The organism is Oceanicaulis sp. LC35 (assembly GCF_052055585.1).
Classification (GTDB): Bacteria; Pseudomonadota; Alphaproteobacteria; order Caulobacterales; family Maricaulaceae; genus Oceanicaulis.
This window is the reverse complement of sequence record NZ_CP170485.1, coordinates 1,507,634-1,523,989: the sequence shown is the minus strand read 5'-3', so window position 1 is coordinate 1,523,989 and position 16,356 is coordinate 1,507,634. Positions and strand designations below refer to the sequence as shown.

At 62.7% G+C, this 16,356-nt stretch carries 16 protein-coding genes and 4 tRNA genes; 15 read left to right on the top strand and 5 right to left on the bottom strand.

Annotated elements, in window-relative coordinates:
- Positions 1-67: 67 nt before the first annotated feature.
- The 3 genes from rplM to ACFELO_RS07180 all read left to right on the top strand — a co-directional run bounded on the left by rplM (position 68) and on the right by ACFELO_RS07180 (position 2,001).
- Positions 68-532 carry a 50S ribosomal protein L13 gene (rplM, locus tag ACFELO_RS07190; RefSeq protein ID WP_440959852.1) on the top strand — a complete coding sequence of 155 codons (465 nt, stop codon included), beginning with the start codon at positions 68-70 and terminating at the stop codon, positions 530-532.
- A gap of 5 nt (positions 533-537) precedes the next feature.
- The gene (gene rpsI, locus ACFELO_RS07185) at positions 538-1,041 is read left to right on the top strand and encodes a 30S ribosomal protein S9 (RefSeq protein WP_440959851.1); all 504 of its coding nucleotides are present in this window, start codon (positions 538-540) and stop codon (positions 1,039-1,041) included.
- A 129-nt stretch (positions 1,042-1,170) separates the two neighbouring features.
- Entirely contained in the window at positions 1,171-2,001 is an 831-nt protein-coding gene (locus ACFELO_RS07180; RefSeq protein ID WP_440959850.1) for a TauD/TfdA dioxygenase family protein, read from the top strand.
- A 75-nt stretch (positions 2,002-2,076) separates the two neighbouring features.
- Here ACFELO_RS07180 and ACFELO_RS07175 read toward each other — a convergent pair whose 3' ends face one another.
- Positions 2,077-3,504, bottom strand: coding sequence for an alkaline phosphatase PhoX (locus ACFELO_RS07175; RefSeq protein ID WP_440959849.1), 1,428 nt, complete (start codon positions 3,502-3,504; stop codon positions 2,077-2,079).
- Positions 3,505-3,557: 53 nt separating this feature from the next.
- Positions 3,558-4,463, bottom strand: a complete 906-nt coding sequence (locus ACFELO_RS07170; RefSeq protein WP_440959848.1) for a LysR family transcriptional regulator — start codon at positions 4,461-4,463, stop codon at positions 3,558-3,560.
- 105 nt (positions 4,464-4,568) lie between these two features.
- Between ACFELO_RS07170 and ACFELO_RS07165 the strand changes: the two genes are divergently transcribed.
- Positions 4,569-5,195, top strand: a complete 627-nt coding sequence (locus ACFELO_RS07165; RefSeq protein WP_440959847.1) for a class I SAM-dependent methyltransferase — start codon at positions 4,569-4,571, stop codon at positions 5,193-5,195.
- Here ACFELO_RS07165 and phaC read toward each other — a convergent pair.
- Positions 5,192-7,237: a class I poly(R)-hydroxyalkanoic acid synthase gene (phaC, locus tag ACFELO_RS07160; RefSeq protein WP_440959846.1), complete on the bottom strand. Its 2,046-nt coding sequence runs from the start codon at positions 7,235-7,237 to the stop codon at positions 5,192-5,194. The genes ACFELO_RS07165 and phaC overlap by 4 nt on opposite strands.
- Before the next feature lie 96 nt (positions 7,238-7,333).
- Between phaC and ACFELO_RS07155 the strand changes: the two genes are divergently transcribed.
- The 5 genes from ACFELO_RS07155 to ACFELO_RS07135 all read left to right on the top strand — a co-directional run bounded on the left by ACFELO_RS07155 (position 7,334) and on the right by ACFELO_RS07135 (position 10,827).
- The gene (locus tag ACFELO_RS07155; RefSeq protein WP_440959845.1) at positions 7,334-7,639 is read left to right on the top strand and encodes a hypothetical protein; all 306 of its coding nucleotides are present in this window, start codon (positions 7,334-7,336) and stop codon (positions 7,637-7,639) included.
- A gap of 39 nt (positions 7,640-7,678) precedes the next feature.
- A complete protein-coding gene (gene glpX / locus ACFELO_RS07150) occupies positions 7,679-8,638 on the top strand; it encodes a class II fructose-bisphosphatase (protein ID WP_440959844.1) in 960 nt (319 codons plus the stop codon).
- Complete coding sequence (gene recJ / locus ACFELO_RS07145) at positions 8,635-10,422, top strand: single-stranded-DNA-specific exonuclease RecJ (protein ID WP_440959843.1); 1,788 nt, start codon at positions 8,635-8,637, stop codon at positions 10,420-10,422. Before glpX ends, recJ begins: the two co-directional genes overlap by 4 nt.
- Before the next feature lie 88 nt (positions 10,423-10,510).
- A tRNA-Glu gene (locus ACFELO_RS07140) sits at positions 10,511-10,585 on the top strand.
- Between the two features lie 167 nt (positions 10,586-10,752).
- Positions 10,753-10,827 (top strand) — tRNA-Glu (locus ACFELO_RS07135).
- A 132-nt stretch (positions 10,828-10,959) separates the two neighbouring features.
- Here the strand turns inward: ACFELO_RS07135 and ppa are convergent.
- Positions 10,960-11,490: an inorganic diphosphatase gene (gene ppa / locus ACFELO_RS07130; protein ID WP_440959842.1), complete on the bottom strand. Its 531-nt coding sequence runs from the start codon at positions 11,488-11,490 to the stop codon at positions 10,960-10,962.
- A gap of 161 nt (positions 11,491-11,651) precedes the next feature.
- On the opposite strand from ppa, the gene ACFELO_RS07125 reads away from it, so the two are divergent.
- From ACFELO_RS07125 to ACFELO_RS07105, 5 genes are all read left to right on the top strand, one after another.
- A complete protein-coding gene (locus ACFELO_RS07125; protein WP_440959841.1) occupies positions 11,652-12,236 on the top strand; it encodes a DUF192 domain-containing protein in 585 nt (194 codons plus the stop codon).
- A gap of 45 nt (positions 12,237-12,281) precedes the next feature.
- A tRNA-Pro gene (locus ACFELO_RS07120) sits at positions 12,282-12,358 on the top strand.
- 69 nt (positions 12,359-12,427) lie between these two features.
- A complete protein-coding gene (locus ACFELO_RS07115) occupies positions 12,428-12,733 on the top strand; it encodes an ETC complex I subunit (protein WP_440959840.1) in 306 nt (101 codons plus the stop codon).
- Between the two features lie 98 nt (positions 12,734-12,831).
- Positions 12,832-12,908, top strand: a tRNA-Arg gene (locus tag ACFELO_RS07110).
- A 24-nt stretch (positions 12,909-12,932) separates the two neighbouring features.
- Complete coding sequence (locus tag ACFELO_RS07105) at positions 12,933-13,364, top strand: hypothetical protein (RefSeq protein ID WP_440959839.1); 432 nt, start codon at positions 12,933-12,935, stop codon at positions 13,362-13,364.
- Here ACFELO_RS07105 and ACFELO_RS07100 read toward each other — a convergent pair.
- On the bottom strand, positions 13,361-14,998 hold the full coding sequence (locus ACFELO_RS07100) for a SulP family inorganic anion transporter (RefSeq protein ID WP_440959838.1): 1,638 nt from the start codon (positions 14,996-14,998) through the stop codon (positions 13,361-13,363). The two genes, ACFELO_RS07105 and ACFELO_RS07100, sit on opposite strands and share 4 nt — an antisense overlap.
- 278 nt (positions 14,999-15,276) lie before the next feature.
- Here ACFELO_RS07100 and ACFELO_RS07095 point away from each other — a divergent pair, with 278 nt between their 5' ends.
- On the top strand, positions 15,277-16,320 hold the full coding sequence (locus ACFELO_RS07095; protein ID WP_440959837.1) for an efflux RND transporter periplasmic adaptor subunit: 1,044 nt from the start codon (positions 15,277-15,279) through the stop codon (positions 16,318-16,320).
- The last annotated feature ends 36 nt before the right edge of the window (positions 16,321-16,356 follow it).

Sequence of the window (16,356 nt, the reverse complement as noted above, 5' to 3'; positions counted from 1 at the left end):
TAGAAGCCGCCCACCTTCGCGACAGGGATGGGCCCTGGCGCGTTAAAACGGACACCAAGGCAGAGCGATGAAGACCTTTACCGCCAAGCCCGCGGACGTCGAGAAAAAGTGGGTCGTGATTGACGCCGAAGGGGCCATTGTTGGCCGCCTGGCTGCGTACATCGCCACGCGTCTCCGCGGCAAGCACCGCCCTGAATACACCCCGCACGTCGACACCGGCGATCATGTGATCGTCATCAATGCCGACAAAGTGGTGTTCACGGGCCGCAAGTTCCAGGACAAGCGCTACTATCGCCACACCGGTCACCCGGGCGGCATCAAGGAAACCTCTCCGCGTAAAGTGCTGGAAGGCCGTTTCCCCGAGCGCGTGGTCGAGATGGCCGTCAAGCGCATGCTTCCGAAAGAAAGCCCGCTCGCACGGGCGCAGTTCTCCAAACTGCGCGTGTACGCTGGCGCGGAGCATCCGCATGAAGCGCAAAATCCTGAAGTCGTCGACTTCAAGTCCATGAACACCAAGAACGCGCGGGGCTAATGAACATGGCTGATGAAGCTCGTTCCCTGGAAGACCTGAAGTCCGCTCTGCAGGACGCAGGCTCCGACATCGTTCCGGAAGCTCCGGAAGAACAAGTTCTGGCTGAGCCGAAACTCGACGAGTTTGGCCGCGCCTACGCAACCGGCCGTCGTAAAGACGCCACCGCGCGCGTCTGGATCAAGCCGGGCTCCGGCAAGATCATCGTCAATGGCCGCGACCAGGAAGTGTACTTCGCACGTCCGGTTCTGCGCATGATGATCGCCCAGCCGTTTGAAGCGGCTGAACGCGTTGATGCGTTTGACGTGTACTGCACCGTCAAAGGCGGCGGTCTGTCCGGTCAAGCCGGCGCGGTCCGTCACGGCATCTCCCGTGCGCTGACCTACTTCGAGCCGTCCCTGCGTGGCGTGCTCAAGGCTGGCGGCTTCCTCACCCGCGACTCCCGTGTGGTTGAGCGTAAGAAATACGGCCGTAAGAAAGCCCGTCGTAGCTTCCAGTTCTCGAAGCGCTAAGACGATCTTTCCGATCCGATTACGTCAAAGGGCGGCTCATTCGAGCCGCCCTTTTTCGTTGTCCTGACGCTTCCCTGACGAGGGGGCTCATGCTCTGATCTCCCAAAACACAAAAGGGAGGAGACGATCATGATCGAGGTGACGCCCAGCGGCGGGCCGTGTGGCGCAGACGTGCGCGGCGCAGACCTGTCAAAGCCGCTGTCAGACAGCGAGATCGCCGACATTCACGCCGCCTGGCTGGAGCATCATGTGCTCGCCTTTCCTGACCAGAAGCTCGATGACGACCAGCTGGAAGCGTTCTCCCTGCAGTTCGGCCGGTTTGGCGATGATCCGTATTTCAATCCCATTCCGGGTCGCACGCACATCGCGGCGGTCAAACGTGAGGCGGACGAGACCAATCCGATCTTCGCCGAGCACTGGCATTCGGACTGGAGCTTTCTGGAGCATCCGCCCAAGGGCACGGTGCTCTACAGCCTCGATATCCCACCCCATGGCGGCGACACGCTGTTTTCCAACCAGCATCTGTCATTTGAGGCCATGCCTGATGAGATGCGCGCCCGGTTTGCAGTTTTACAGGCGATCCATTCCCCGGTGATGGGCTATTCGCTCAAGGGCGCTTATGGCGATGTCAGCAAGAACGGCGCGATGGATATCCGACCCTCGGCCGAGGCCGAACATGTGCGGTTCACGCATCCGCTCGCGCCGGCCCATCCCGAGACCGGACGACGCGGGTTCTTGAGCGGCATTGGCTATCTGATCGGGTTTGAGGGCGTGGACGACCAGAAAGCGCTGGAGCTGATCCTGGAGCTTAATGACTGGCAATCGAGACCTGAGTTTGTCTTCGCCCAGACATGGCAAAAGGACATGCTGGTGATGTGGGACAATCGCAGCGTCGTTCACAAGGCCACCGGCGGTTATGAAGGCTATCGCCGCGAGCTGCACCGCATCACGCTTTACTGAGGCGACAAGAGAACGGGCGACGCCCTGACAGCGCCGCGCGTTTGACCAATGTCCCGTTCGGATATGTCGTGCCGATCAGGCGTCCGCCAGAGACCGCGTCTCCCACGGGCCCTTGACGGCGAAGGTGCGGCCGGGACCGTTTTGTACATTGAAGAACAGGGTGGAGCCGTCCGGCGAGAAGCAGGGGCCGGTGATTTCGCTGTATTCGCCCTCGGCGTCCGAATTGGCGTTGCGGCCAATCGTATAGACGCGGCCATCGGGGGTGACGCCGCGAATGAATTGCTCGTTATCGCCATCCTCGACCACCACAAGATCACCCCAGGGGGCGACGGTGATGTTGTCGCATTTTTCCAACACGCGCTCGTCAGTGGTCTGAACCAGCAAGGTCAGCTCGCCGGGCTGAGCCGTTTCGCCGTTCTGGCCTTCCACAGGCGAGGGGCGATAGCGCCAGATCTGACCGATATGCTCCGGCCCGCCATCGGTGCAGCAGAAGAAGACTTCATTGTCGCCGAACCACATGCCTTCGCCGCGGGTGAAATTGGCGGCGCCAGCATCCACCATGCGGCTGGCCAGATCATTGTCCGGGTTATGCCCGTCCACAACGTCGATCCATTCCACACTCAGGGTTTCGCCCACAGCGACAGTCTGGGCGTTCGCGTCCCAGTTATTGGTGTTCAGACCGGGTTGGCCGGAAATCTTGAGCGCTTGCAGCCGTCCGCCCTCGTGAAGCTGTCCGGGCACGTTCGGGATGAAGCGGGTGATGAGGGACGGGCGCGCATCCTCGGTCTGATAGACGATCGAGGTGCGCGGATCGGTGGCGCAAGCCTCGCGATTGAACCGGCCCATGGCGGTGAGGGGCTCGGCGCGCACCAGCTCTGTCGCCTGAGAAGGCACTTCAAAGGCGTAGCCATGATCACGCGCGCCATAACCGGCGCCCGCCTGGGTCAGGCTTTCCTCGCACGTGATCCAGCTGCCCCACGGCGTCGGCCCGCCCGCGCAGTTGCGCTCGGTGCCGCCCAGCGACAGGAACTGGCGCAAAACGCGGCGGGTGGCGAGGTCTACATGGATGGTCGTCGTGCCGCCCAGATGGGTCATCGCGCCATCTTCATGGTCATAGAGCTTGCCGGCGTCGATGGCGGACAGGCGCTCGCCCTCAGGCCCGTATGCGGATTCATCAAACTGGTCGGGGGACATTTCATGGTTGCGCACCAGAATGACCTGACCGTCCTCAAGACCCGGGAAGCAGGCCATGCCGTCATGGTCGCCGGGCACGATCAGCCCGTCATCCATGGGCTCGCCGGTTTCAGACAGGGTGACGTAGTCAAAGCCCGCGGGCAGATCGAACAGGGCGTTCGGGTCCGCCTCAAGCGGGCCATAGCCTTCAACCTGATTGATATAGCCTGCGCCCTGGGCCTGAGCGCGCGCACTGAGAAGCGGCAGGGCGCTGAAGGCGGCGCTGATCGCGGCGGCGTTGGTCAGGAAGCGGCGACGAGAGAGGGTCATGGCGTATCCGTGCGCTTGTTACTAAATAACGTCGGGCGCATCCTAGAACGGAATTATGACACTGTCTTCTCAGTCATCTGGTTCTTCAGCGATCGGGCCAGAGCATCAAAGACCAGACGGATGCGCGGATTGGTCTGTAGCTCGCGATGGGTGACCAGCCAGACCGGGAAGTCGATACGGACCGCGTCAGGCAAGACCGGCTCCAGCCCGTCGCAGAACTCGCCATCGGGCAGGATGCACAGGCCCAGCCCCTGACGCACCAGCGCCACCAGAACCTCGCCATAGCCGCTGAAGACTCGCACCTGATCCCGCGTCAGTTTCAGGCCAATCTGATGGTAGAATTCAAGGGCCTGGTCGATATCCTCAAAGCCCAGAAAGTCATGGGAGCCGATATCGTCAGGCGTCGAAGGCGCGCCCTTGCGAGCGACATAGGCCAGTGATGCGTACAGGCTCGCCGTATGCTCGCCGATCAGTTTGCCGATGAGATCATCGTCAGAGGGGCGGACATGCCGGATCGCGATATCCGCCTCGCGTCGTCTGAGATCTTGCAAGGTGTTGGAGGCGATAACCTCCAAAGTCAGCTCGGGCGCTGTGTTCCGCAATTCCTCGATCACGGGCGGCAGATAGCTCATGGCGAACAGGCTGGTCGCGGTGATCGTCACCTTGCCCTGCATGGAGGTGGAGCGCCCCTCAGCTGCCAGCGACAGATCAAGCGCGCCGTCGAGCATGACTTTCGCAGGGGCGAGCAGGGCCTCTCCGGCTTCGGTCAACGACATGGTGCGGGTGCCGCGTTCAAACAGGGTGACGCCCAGCGTGGTTTCCAGAGCGCTGACCTGGCGTGACAAGGTGGGTTGGGTTTGCCCCAGAGCCCGAGACGCCGCCGAGAACGAGCCTTCCTGCGCGGTGGCGAGGAAGGCGCGAACCTGATTCCAGTCGAGATCGAGCGCAGACCATTTCATGCATTTGCGTATATCAGATGCGCGTATTTCAACAATATTCAAAGAGGCGGGGCAGGGGTATCGATCATAAATAAAAAAGACAACAAGACGGTCAGGACCTTATCCATGTCGCAAGACAAAGCCTTCTGGGATCGTATTGCGCGCAAATATGCGCAAGACCCCATCGCCGATCAGGCGAGCTATGAGCACAAGCTGGAAAAGACGCGCGAGCATTTCACCCCGGACAGCCGGGTTCTGGAATATGGCTGCGGCACCGGATCGACCGCCCTTCTGCACGCGCCCCATGTGCGCGAGATCGTCGCGACCGATCTGTCAGACGAGATGATCCGCATCGGCAAGGAGCGCGCCGCAGAGGCGGGCGTCGGGAACGTCCATTTTACAGCCTGCGACGTGGCGGACCTGGCGGAGCCTGACGGGAGCTTTGACGTGGTTCTGGCGCTGAATGTCCTGCATCTGGTGCCGGATCGGCAGGCAGCGATGCGCATCAGCCATGATCTTCTGAAACCCGGCGGCGTCTTCATCACCAGTACGGCGTGTCTGGGCGATTCCATGGCGTTCATCGGGCTGATCAAGCCGGTCATGCGCCTGTTCAAGGCCTGGCCGGATTTTCAGATATTCAAGGAGGCCCGGCTGGTCGAGGAGCTGCAGGCCTGCGGGTTTGAAACCGAATACCGCTTCCGCCCCGCAAAATCGCCGGTCGCCTTCCTGATCTCGCGCAAGCGCAACGCCTAGCTGCGCACCTTCACATACTCCCCCGGGGCCGGGCAGAGCGGTTTGCGAACACCGCCGCCCGGCTCGCGCGCCGGGACCGTCTCGTCGCTCATCGCCATCAGCCAGTCGCGCCAGTGCGGCCACCAGGAGCCGGGATGTTCGGCGGCGTCTTTCATCCAGGCGCTCCGGGTTTCGGGCAGGGCGCTATTGGTCCAGTGCTGGTATTTCTTTGCGTCGGGATGGTTCACCACCCCGGCGATATGACCGGACCCGGCCATCATGTATTCCACCGGACCGCCGAACAGGCGCGCGGAGCGGTAAACGCTGTCGGCCGGGGCGATATGGTCCATCTGACTGGCCTGCATGAAGATCGGGATGGTCACATCCTTCATGTCGAGCACATGCCCGCCCAGCTCCATCTTGCCTTCGGCCAGCAGGTTCTTGCGGTAGAAGGCGTTCAGATAGAACAGGTGCAGCGTTTTCGGCATCCGGGTCTGGTCGGCGTTCCAGTACAGAAGATCAAAGGCCTGAGGCTGTTTGCCGAGCAGATAGTTCTTGATCACGAAGGACCAGACCAGATCGTTCGAGCGCAGCATGTTGAACGTGTCGGCCATGCTGCGTCCGTCCAGAACGCCGCCCTGTGCGTCCATCAGACGTGAAATCTCGCCGATCCATTCCTCATCCACGAAGACCAGAAGATCGCCCGCGAGCTTGAAGTCGTGCTGGGCGGCGAAGAAGGTCGCCGAGGCGATGCGGTCATCGCCTTCCGCCGCCATCAGCGCCAGAGCCGAACCGAGCATGGTGCCGCCAATGCAATAGCCTACCGTATCGACCTGATGCTCGCCGGTGATCTCGGTCACGACGTCCAGCGCCTCATAGAGGCCTTCGCGGATATAATCCTCGAAGGTGGCGTCTTTCAGCGAGGCGTCCGGATTGACCCAGGAAATCAGGAAGACCGTGAAGCCCTGTTCGGTCAGCCAGCGGATCATCGAGCCCTGCGGCCGCAAATCGAGAATGTAGAATTTGTTGATCCAGGGCGGCGCGATGAGCAGCGGCCGCTTGCGCACCTGTTCGGTCGCCGGGGCGTACTGGATCAGCTCCATCACCCGGTTGCGATAGACCACTTCGCCGGGCGTGGTGGCGATGTCCTTGCCCACTTCAAAACCGGACATGTCGGTCTGGCTGAGCGCCAGCCGGCCATCACCGCGTTCGAGGTCCTCCACAAGACGCATCAGGCCGCGTGTCAGGTTCTCCCCGCGGGTCTTGAAGGTCTCTTCGAGCACTTCGGGATTGGTGAGTGCGAAATTGGTCGGGGCGAGGGCGTCCACCATCTGCTGGGTCAGGAAGTGAACCTTGCGCTTGGTGGGCTCATCCACGCCTTTGACGCCATCCACCAGCCCCATCATGAAGCGCTGGTTCAAGAGGTAGGACTGCTTCATGGCGTCAAACAGCGGATGATCGGTCCAGGCGTGAGACTTCCAGCGCTTGTCGGACGGGTCGGGCTCAATGACGGGTTGGGTCGTTTCCCCGCTCATCAGGCGGCGGGTCGCGTTGGCCCACACATCAAGATAGCCCGCATACAGATCAGCCTGGGCCTGCATGATCAGCTCGGGATCGGACAGGATATGCTCCCAGGCCTGCAGCATTTCAGGATTGGCGTGCATCGGATCGACCTGCATCGCCATGCGGGGATCGCCTTCGAGCGACCGCTTGAGGGCGTCACTCATCAGCTTTTGCCCCTTGATCGAGGCTTGCAGAACCCGGCGCGACATCTCTTCGAGATGATGCAGATTCTCCTCCGACAGCGTGCCCAGGAACGGATCGGCGGCGCTGTCTGTCGGCGGGGCGCTGTTCTGTGGCTCTGAGTTGGGCGGGGCTGAGTCCTTTGCCGCAAGCTTTGGTTTGGCCGCGGGCTTTTTGGCGGTGGATTTGCGCGGGGTCGCTTTCGCCTTCGCCGCCGGTTTGGCGGCGGGTTTGCGTTTGCGGGGTTTCGGAGTCGCGTTCGTCTCCGGTTCGGACGCCGAACCGTCAGAGGACGAGGAAGAAGATTTGCGCGTTGTCATTCGCCCGGACTCCTTACAGTGGGTGACAGCCACGGGACAAAGCGTATAGAAAGCCTCGACCGCGTCCAACGGTCAGTAGGTCGCTGGAAGGCCAAGATGCTGCAAAAAACATTTCTGCTCATGACGCCGCTTCTGATGGCGGGCTGCATGATGGCGCCGGCGCATCAGGATCCGCGCTGGACTGACGATGCTCTGGCCGCGCAGCCGCCGCAAGACGCTCCCGTGTATGTACAGACCCTGCGCCTGTCCGCTGACGAGCGTGAGGCCCTGAGCGCGCAGGAAGCCGAAGTGGTTGAAGCTGGACGTGATGTGCTCGATGCAGGTGACGCCCTGCGTGGACCTGACCCTCAATCCGAGCGTTACGCGGCTGAACAGCGCGAACGCACACAACTGCCCCAATAAGATCTGCTTTTATCCTGATTGCCTGAAGGAAGACGCCCAATGTCCGACGGTTTCGCCCTCGATCGCCTTGTCACTGATGCGCTGAACGCCGCCGAGAAAGCCGCCATCGCCGCTTCCGCCCTTGTGGGCCGGGGCGACAAGATCGCCGCTGACCAGGCCGCCGTGGACGCCATGCGCACCGGGCTCAACGCCACCCCGATGAAAGGCCGCATCGTGATCGGCGAGGGCGAGCGCGACGAAGCGCCGATGCTCTATATCGGCGAGGAAGTGGGCACCGGCGAAGGCCCGGAGATCGACATTGCGCTCGACCCGCTGGAAGGCACGAGCCTGACCGCCAAGGGCATGGCGAATGCGCTGGCCGTTCTGTCGCTCGCGCCGCGTGGCGGCCTGCTGCATGCGCCGGACACCTATATGGACAAGATCGCCATTGGCGCGGGCTATCCTGAAGGCGTCATCGATCTGGACGCCAGCCCGGCCGACAACATCAAGGCGATGGCGAAAGCCAAGGGCGTCGCCCCGTCCGACATGACCGCCTGCGTGCTCGACCGTGAGCGCCATGAGGCGATCATCGAATCGATCCGCTCGACAGGCGCGCGCGTGAACTTCATCACAGATGGCGATGTGGCCGGCTGCATCAACGCCGCCGACCCGGATGGCGAAGCCGATATCTATATTGGTCGTGGCGGCGCGCCTGAAGGCGTGCTGAGCGCGTCTGCGCTGCGTTGCCTGGGCGGTCAGATGCAGGGCCGTCTGCACTTCCGCACCGATGACGAGCGTGAACGCGCCAAGCGCGTGGGCATTGCCGATCTTGACCGCAAATACTCCCTGACCGAGCTGGCCTCCCAGGACTGCCTGTTCATCGCCACCGGCGTCACCAATGGCGACATGGTGTCCGGCGTCACTTTCGGTCCGGGCTATGTGGAAACCCAGTCTCTGGTCTTCTCGTCCGCTTCTGGCCTGCGCCGCATCATCACCACCCGGCGCCCGCACGCGTCTTGAGCGCGATCGACGAGCCGCTTTTCGGCGTCCGCCAATCCCTGGGCGGACGCAGCTGGCGGCTGAAATCAGCTGACGACGCAACGGTTCAGGCGATCTGCCGGGCTACGGGCGCGACAGACGCCTTGTCGCGTCTGATGGCGGCGCGGGGGCTGACCGCGGATGACGCGTCGGGCTTTCTGGCGCCCAGACTGCGCGACAGCTTCCCCGATCCCTCCACGCTGAAGGGCATGGACGAGGCCGCGCGCCGGATCTGGGACGCCTTGGAAGCGGGCGACCGGATCGCGCTCTTTGCCGATTATGACGTGGACGGGGCCACTTCCGCCGCCCAACTGGGGGGTTGGATGCGGGCGCTTGGCGCAGAACCCATCATCTATGTGCCCGACCGGATCGAGGAGGGCTATGGCCCGAACGCCCCGGCGCTCAAACACCTCAAGGATCAGGGCGCACGTCTGGTCATCACACTTGATTGCGGCGCGGCCTCGGTCGGCCCGCTCACGGCGGCGCACGATATGGGTCTGCCCGTTGTGGTGATCGATCACCACCTCATGGATGGCGAGATTCCGCCCGCTGACGCGCTGGTCAATCCCAATCAGCCGGGCGACGAATCCGGCTGCGGTCATCTGGCGGCGGCGGGGGTGACGTTCGTTCTTCTGGCGGCGTTGAACCGGGAAGGGCGCAAGCGCGGGGCGTTCAAGGATCGCGCTGAGCCCAATGTGCTCGACTTCGCCGATCTCGCCGCCCTTGGCACGATTTGCGACGTGGTCTCCCTGACCGGCGTCAATCGCGCCATTGTCGCCCAGGGCCTGAAGGTGATGAGCCACTGGTCACGTCCCGGCATGGCTGCTCTGGCGGCCGCGGCAGGCGTCCAGGGTCCGGCCTCGCCCTATCATGCAGGTTTCTTGCTGGGGCCGCGCATCAATGCCGGGGGGCGTGTGGGGCAATCTGATCTCGGCGCGCGTCTGATGATGACGCAGGACCCCAAAGAGGCCGCCCATATCGCCCAGACGCTGGATGCGCTGAACGCCGAAAGGCGCGCCATCGAGACCGAGGTGCTTGATCAGGCGCAGGCCCAGATCGAGGGCCTTGAGCTGGCTGAGGACACGCCGATCCTCATTGCGTCGGGCGAACACTGGCATCCGGGCGTGATCGGCATTGTCGCGGGCCGGATCAAGGAGCGTTTCAACCGTCCCGCCATTGTTATCGGCACCGATCCAGAGACGGGCCTGGGTAAAGGCTCGGGGCGCTCCTGCACGGGCGTCAATCTGGGCGGTGCGGTCGCCGCGGCGCGGGAAGAGGGCCTGCTGGTGGCGGGCGGCGGGCACGCCATGGCGTGCGGACTGACCATTGATGCGAGCCGTATTGGCGAATTGTCCGACTTCCTTACGGCGCGGCTGAAAGACGAATGGGCGGGCGCCGAAGAGGCGCGCACCTATTTTGTGGATGCTGTTGTGAGCCCGTCGGCGGTGTCGTTCGAGTTCTGCGAGGCCCTTTCGGCGGCTGAACCCTATGGCATGGGCAATCCCGAGCCGCGATTCGCCTTTTCGTCACTGCGGCGCACCTATGCCCAGCGCGTGGGGACGGACCATGTGCGCTTCACCTTTGAATCGCCAGGCGGTGGTCGTTTGACCGGCATCAGCTTTAGAAGCGCCGATCAGCCCATGGGGCAGGCGCTGCTGAATGGTCCGGACGGTCTGTGGCATGTGGCGGGCAAGCTGCGCGCCGAGGATAACCGCTACGGGCGGAAGGCCGAGCTGCATCTGGAAGATCTGGCCAGGGCCGACTGAACTTGATGCAGCGCATGCTGCAAAACCTTTGCAGAGCCGCTTGCATCGCTGCGCCGGTCCAGATATATCACCGCCTCCACACCGATGCGGGCCCTTCGTCTATCGGTTAGGACGCCAGGTTTTCAACCTGGAAAGAGGGGTTCGATTCCCCTAGGGCCTGCCATCGGTGTGATTATCCAGAACAAACCGCCCTCCGGGGCGGTTTTTCTTTTATGTACAGCTCGGTTTTGACATGATCATGGCCGTGTCTGTAACCGGCTGGCGGAACCTGCAAAACGCCGCTTGCCACTCCCATACGGGACCGGTATACGACCGCTCCCGACGCGCTGCGGGCCCTTCGTCTATCGGTTAGGACGCCAGGTTTTCAACCTGGAAAGAGGGGTTCGATTCCCCTAGGGCCTGCCACGCGCGTTGCTTCTCCTGACATTGCCGAGACAGATTTCGCTACAAGGTGCGTGGCGGCTGGTCACCTTGCGTCAAAGAAAAACGGCGTCCGGTTGCCCGAACGCCGTTCTTTTGGTCTCAGGGCGAGAGGGCTCAGCCTTTTTTCGCGCGCTCCATGGCGGCGGTGATCATCTCGCGGGCGCGCTCGACGCCATGCCAGCCTTGAACCTTCACCCATTTGTTGGGCTCAAGATCCTTGTAGTGCTCGAAAAAGTGGGTGATACGCGCCAGCTGCGCCCCATGGACATCGTGGAAATCCTTGATGTCGTCATAGAAGGGGGTGAGCTTGGAGTGCGGTGCGGCGAGAATTTTCTCGTCCTGACCGCTTTCGTCTTCCATCATCAGCACGCCGATCGGACGGGCGCGCACGACGCAGCCCGGCACCAGCTCGGTCTGGCCCAGCACCATCACGTCGATGGGGTCGCCATCGTCGGACAGGGTGTGGGGCATGAAGCCGTAATTGCACGGATAGCGCATCGGGGTGTGCAGGAAGCGGTCCACGAACACCGTGCCCGAATCCTTGTCCAGCTCGTACTTGACCGGTTGGCCGCCGACAGGAACCTCGATGATGACGTTGATGTCTTCGGGCGGGTTCACGCCGGCGCTGATTTTATCAATGCGCACGAATATCCTCCAGCGAAACGCAAAATGTTGGCGCAAAAAACCGTGTCAGGCGCTCTGCTGCAAGCAATTTGTGCGGTGCAAGACCAATTGGGGAGTTTCAGAGCCTCTCAAGGCGCGCAGAGTGATTGCGCGGCGGGTCTCACAGAGCTAGCTTGCGCGCCATGATGACCTGTTCTCGCATTCTTGCTCTGGCTGCCGCCGCACTTGTCGGCTTCGGCTCCGCCGGCTGCGCCCTGGCGCAGTCTGTCGACCCCACTGCGCCTGACGCCGTCGTGGAATATGGCGGCCCCGATCCGCTTGTGATCGAAGGGGATTTCGGCGCTCACACCTTCACGGTGGAAGTGGCGGACACCGATGATTCCCGTGAGCGCGGCCTGATGCACCGTGAGTCGATGGATCCGGATGCCGGCATGCTGTTCGATTTCGGACGCGAGGACTTCATGTCGATCTGGATGGCGAACACCATCATCCCGCTCGACATCCTCTATGTGCGCGCCAATGGCGAGATCGCCAAGATTGTCGTGGGCGCTCAGCCGTTCTCGCGCCGTCCCATGTCTTCAGATTATCCGGTGATCGCCGTGGTCGAGCTGAATGGCGGCCGCACGCTGGAGCTGGGCATCGAGCCGGGCGACATCGTGCGTCACCCGCTGTTCGGCAATGTCGAGACCGTCAGCCCGGACGCGAGTGAGGCTGAAGAGGACGCAGAGCCGCAGGAGACTGTGGAAGAGGCGCCGCAGGAGCGCTAGGGCGCTTGCGCCTGAGGGCGCAGCCCCCTAAACGTCTGACGCAGTCGGGGCGTAGCGCAGCCTGGTAGCGCATCTGGTTTGGGACCAGAGGGTCGCAAGTTCGAATCTTGCCGCCCCGACCATCGCCTTCAGGGCTTGTTAGCAGGCTCTCGGCGACAAGGAATGTGGATAGCCAAGTCTGGACGAGAATCATGTTCGCGAAGATCTACAAACCTTCCAAAACGGCCATGCAATCCGGCCGCGCCAAGTCCCGGGACTGGGTGCTGGAGTTTGAACCGGCCATGGCCAAGCGTCCGGACCCGCTGATGGGCTGGTCCTCCACCTCTGACACCCGTCGCCAGATCCATCTCAATTTCGAGAGCAAGGATGAGGCGGTGTCCTACGCCCAGCGTCACGGCATCGCCTTCCAGGTGCGTGAAGCGCGCGAAACCCCGCGCAAGATCAAATCCTATGCGTCCAATTTCGACGCGGATCGCAAGGAACCCTGGTCGCACTAGCGGCCTGCCTTGCCCCCCAAGGTCTGAAATCCTGTCCTTTGCTGCAACGCCGCGTCTTCACAGGATGCGGCGTTCCGCTTTAATGAGGACAACGGTCAGGCCCCGTAGCTCAACTGGATAGAGCACCGGACTTCTAATCCGACGGTTGTAGGTTCGAGTCCTACCGGGGTCGCCATGGGCTGAAGGCACGGGGGCAGTCATGTCTGACGAGACGCATGAAGGGCGGGGGCGCCTGCGCTTCATCTTCCATGAAGATCGCGACATCCTTGAGGTGATCTATCCGCCCGTCATGGACGTGGATGCGGTGCGTGAGGCCATGACCTATATGGTCAGTGGCCGGATTTCGAGCCATGGGCGCGCCCTGGTCAACCTCTCCGAAGTTGAGCAAACCACGCTGCAATCTGCTGATCTGGTGAGCTTCGCCAATCATCGTACGCGCGATTTCGGTGACAAGTCCCGCACGCGCCAGTTCAACGCCTTTTACGGCGTCAGTGATGCAATCCGCGAAACCGTGACCGCCTGGACGCGCTTCTTTCCCACCGGCGGCGGCGCTGTCGAGATGCGCCTGTTTGAAGAGCGCCACGACGCCGTCTACTGGCTGATGGGACGATCGTCCCGGTCCGGAGACTAGTGACCGCCGCCAAACGCGCCGGTGCGTACGGAATAGTCCGCCGCCACCTGATAATCGGGATCATCATCGGAATCGATCATCAGCTGACCGGCTTTGGTCAGAAGCTGGTGGCAGTCCCGCGACAGGTGACGCAGGCGCAGCTCCTTGCCCTTGGACTCATATTTTAGGGCCAAGTCCTCGATCGCCTGCAGGGCGGACTGGTCGACGACCCGCGAGCGTTTGAAGTCCACGATCACCACATCGGGGTCGTTCTCGATGTCAAAAAGCTCGCTGAAATTATCGGTCGAGGCGAAGAACAACGGCCCATCAAGCTCATAGGTTTTCGCGCCCGGCACGGTATGGCTGTCATGGGCGGAGATGTGCAAACGCTTGGCCGACCGCCAGGCGTAGACCAGCGCCGAGACGATCACGCCCGCCACCACGGCGACCGCGAGGTCGTACTGCACCGTCACCACCGTCACGAGGATGATCACCAGCGCGTCCGAGCGCGGGATCTTCAGCATGATGCGGAAGGAGTTCCAGGCGAAGGTGCCGATCACCACCATGAACATCACGCCGGTCAGCGCCGCCAGCGGGATCTGCTCGATCAGCGGTGAAGCGAACAGGATGAAGCTGAGCAGGAACAGCGCCGCCATGATCGCTGCAAGCCGGGTTCGCGCGCCGGACTGAACATTGATCATGGACTGACCGATCATGGCGCAACCGCCCATGCCGCCAAAGAAACCGGTGATGACGTTCGCAGCGCCTTGCGCCACGCATTCCTGGGACGCGCCGCCGCGCTTGCCTGTCAGCTCGCCCACAAGGTTGAGCGTCAGAAGGCTCTCGATCAGGCCGATCGCAGCGAGGATCACCGCGTAAGGGAAGATGATCTTCAAGGTCTCGAAATCGAGCGGGACCATCGGGATGTGGAAGGTCGGAAGTCCGCCCTGGATGCTGGCGAGATCACCCACGCGCGGGGCGTCGAGGCCGAAGCCGATGACGATGGCGGCGGTTATGGCGATGCCTGCGAGCGGGGCGGGGATCGCCTTGGTGAGTTTCGGTAGTCCCCAGATCACCAGCATTGTCAGGGCCGTAAGCCCCAGCATGAGCATCAGGGGCATGCCGCTGAGCCATTCCCCGCCCGCCATGCCATGACCGCCGCTGGCGTGCTCGGAACCCGGGACTTTGAACTGACCCAGCTGGGCCATGAAGATCACGATGGCGAGGCCGTTCACAAAGCCCAGCATCACGGGCGTCGGCACGAGGCGGATGAACTTGCCCAGCTTGAAGATGCCCGCGCCAAGCTGGAGCACGCCCATGAGGACGACTGTGGCGAAGAGGTATTCCACGCCATGCTCGGCCACGAGCGCCACCATCACCACTGCGAGTGCGCCAGTCGCGCCTGAAATCATCCCGGGACGCCCCCCGATCACGGCAGTCACCAGCCCGACAATGAAGGCGGCGTAGAGTCCCACCAGCGGGTGCACACCCGCCACGAAGGCGAAGGCGACCGCTTCGGGCACCAGCGCCAGCGCCACGGTCAGACCCGCCAGGATCTCGGTTTTCAGCCGTTGCGGGTCCTTGAGCGACAGGCTGGCATCATTGCTGGTCAGGGACAGACGATTGGCGAGCGCGCTCAGGGTGGCTTTGACCATGACGGTTCTTCCAGATGAGTGGGACACGGTTGCGCCAAAGGGCTGCAACTTGGCTGCGTGCTCTGACACGGCCCTTGCTGCAACGCAACACTTCGGGGTGATTATTTGCCGTCTTTGAACGCAAATCGCGCCGGGTGACACCTGTCACTAACACAGAACGAGGGTGCGAGCGTATCCATGGAGCATACGGGGACCGGCTGACAGAGTCCGAAATCGCTCTCACCTGTCTTTTGAAGTGATACACTGCTCGCGCGACCAGCGCACAGGGGGCAAGACGCATGACTGACCAACGCACCGAGCAATTGCACTCGCTGACGATCAATCGCAGCGACGCCAGTGAGGGATCAGGAGGGCCGGGTTGGGCGGCGCTTGTGATTGCGATTGTCCTGGCGGGCGGAGCAGGCGCCGGCGCGGCCTGGTTCCTGATGCCGCGCCCCGAAGCTGCGCCTGCCACGCAAGCAGAGCGTCCCGTCGCCGCCCAGACCGCTCAGACGGAGACGGCGAGCCCGGCCTCTCCCGCGCCCGCTGCGCGTCCGGCGCCCAGCTCTGGACTTGTGGCCTCCGGTTATGTGGTGGCGCGTCGTCAGGCGACCGTATCCGCCGAGATCACCGGCCGAATTCGCGACGTTCTGATCGAGGAGGGCGCGGTGGTCGAGGAGGGCGAGGTGCTCGCCTATCTCGATGATGACCGCGCGCAGATCGATCTGGATCTGTTTGAAGCGCAGGAAGCAGCCTCCAATGAACGCGCGCGGGCTCTGGCCGCACAACTGGCCGAAGCGCGCACGGTGCTTGAGCGGACCGAACGGCTGATTGATTCAGGCTATGCGACCGATTCCCGCCGCACCGCCGAGCAAGCCCAGGTGGACAGCCTGCGCGCCCAGCTCAGCGCCGCGCGCGCCGATCTCGCCGCCGCTCAGGTGCGGGTGCGCAGCCAGCGTGACTATGTGGACCGCCATGTAGTCCGCGCGCCGTTTGGCGGCGTCGTCATCGCCAAGAATGCGCAGGTGGGTGAAATCCTGTCGCCGGTTTCAGCCGGCGGCGGATTCACCCGGACCGGCATTGCGACCCTGGTGGACATGGAGAGCCTTGAGCTCGAAGTGGACGTGAATGAAGGCCAGATCCAGCGCGTCCGCGCCGGCCAACAGGTTGAAGCCATTCTTGACGCCTATCCCGACTGGCGCATTCCCGCCCGCGTCGAAGCGATCATCCCGACCGCAGACCGCGCACGCGCCACCATTCGGGTCCGCGTTGCGCTTGGCGAACGCGATGCGCGCATCCTGCCGGACATGGCCGCGCGGGTGACCTTTCTCGACGACAACTGAACATTCGATCCCAGCACAAGGCGATAGGGACAGATC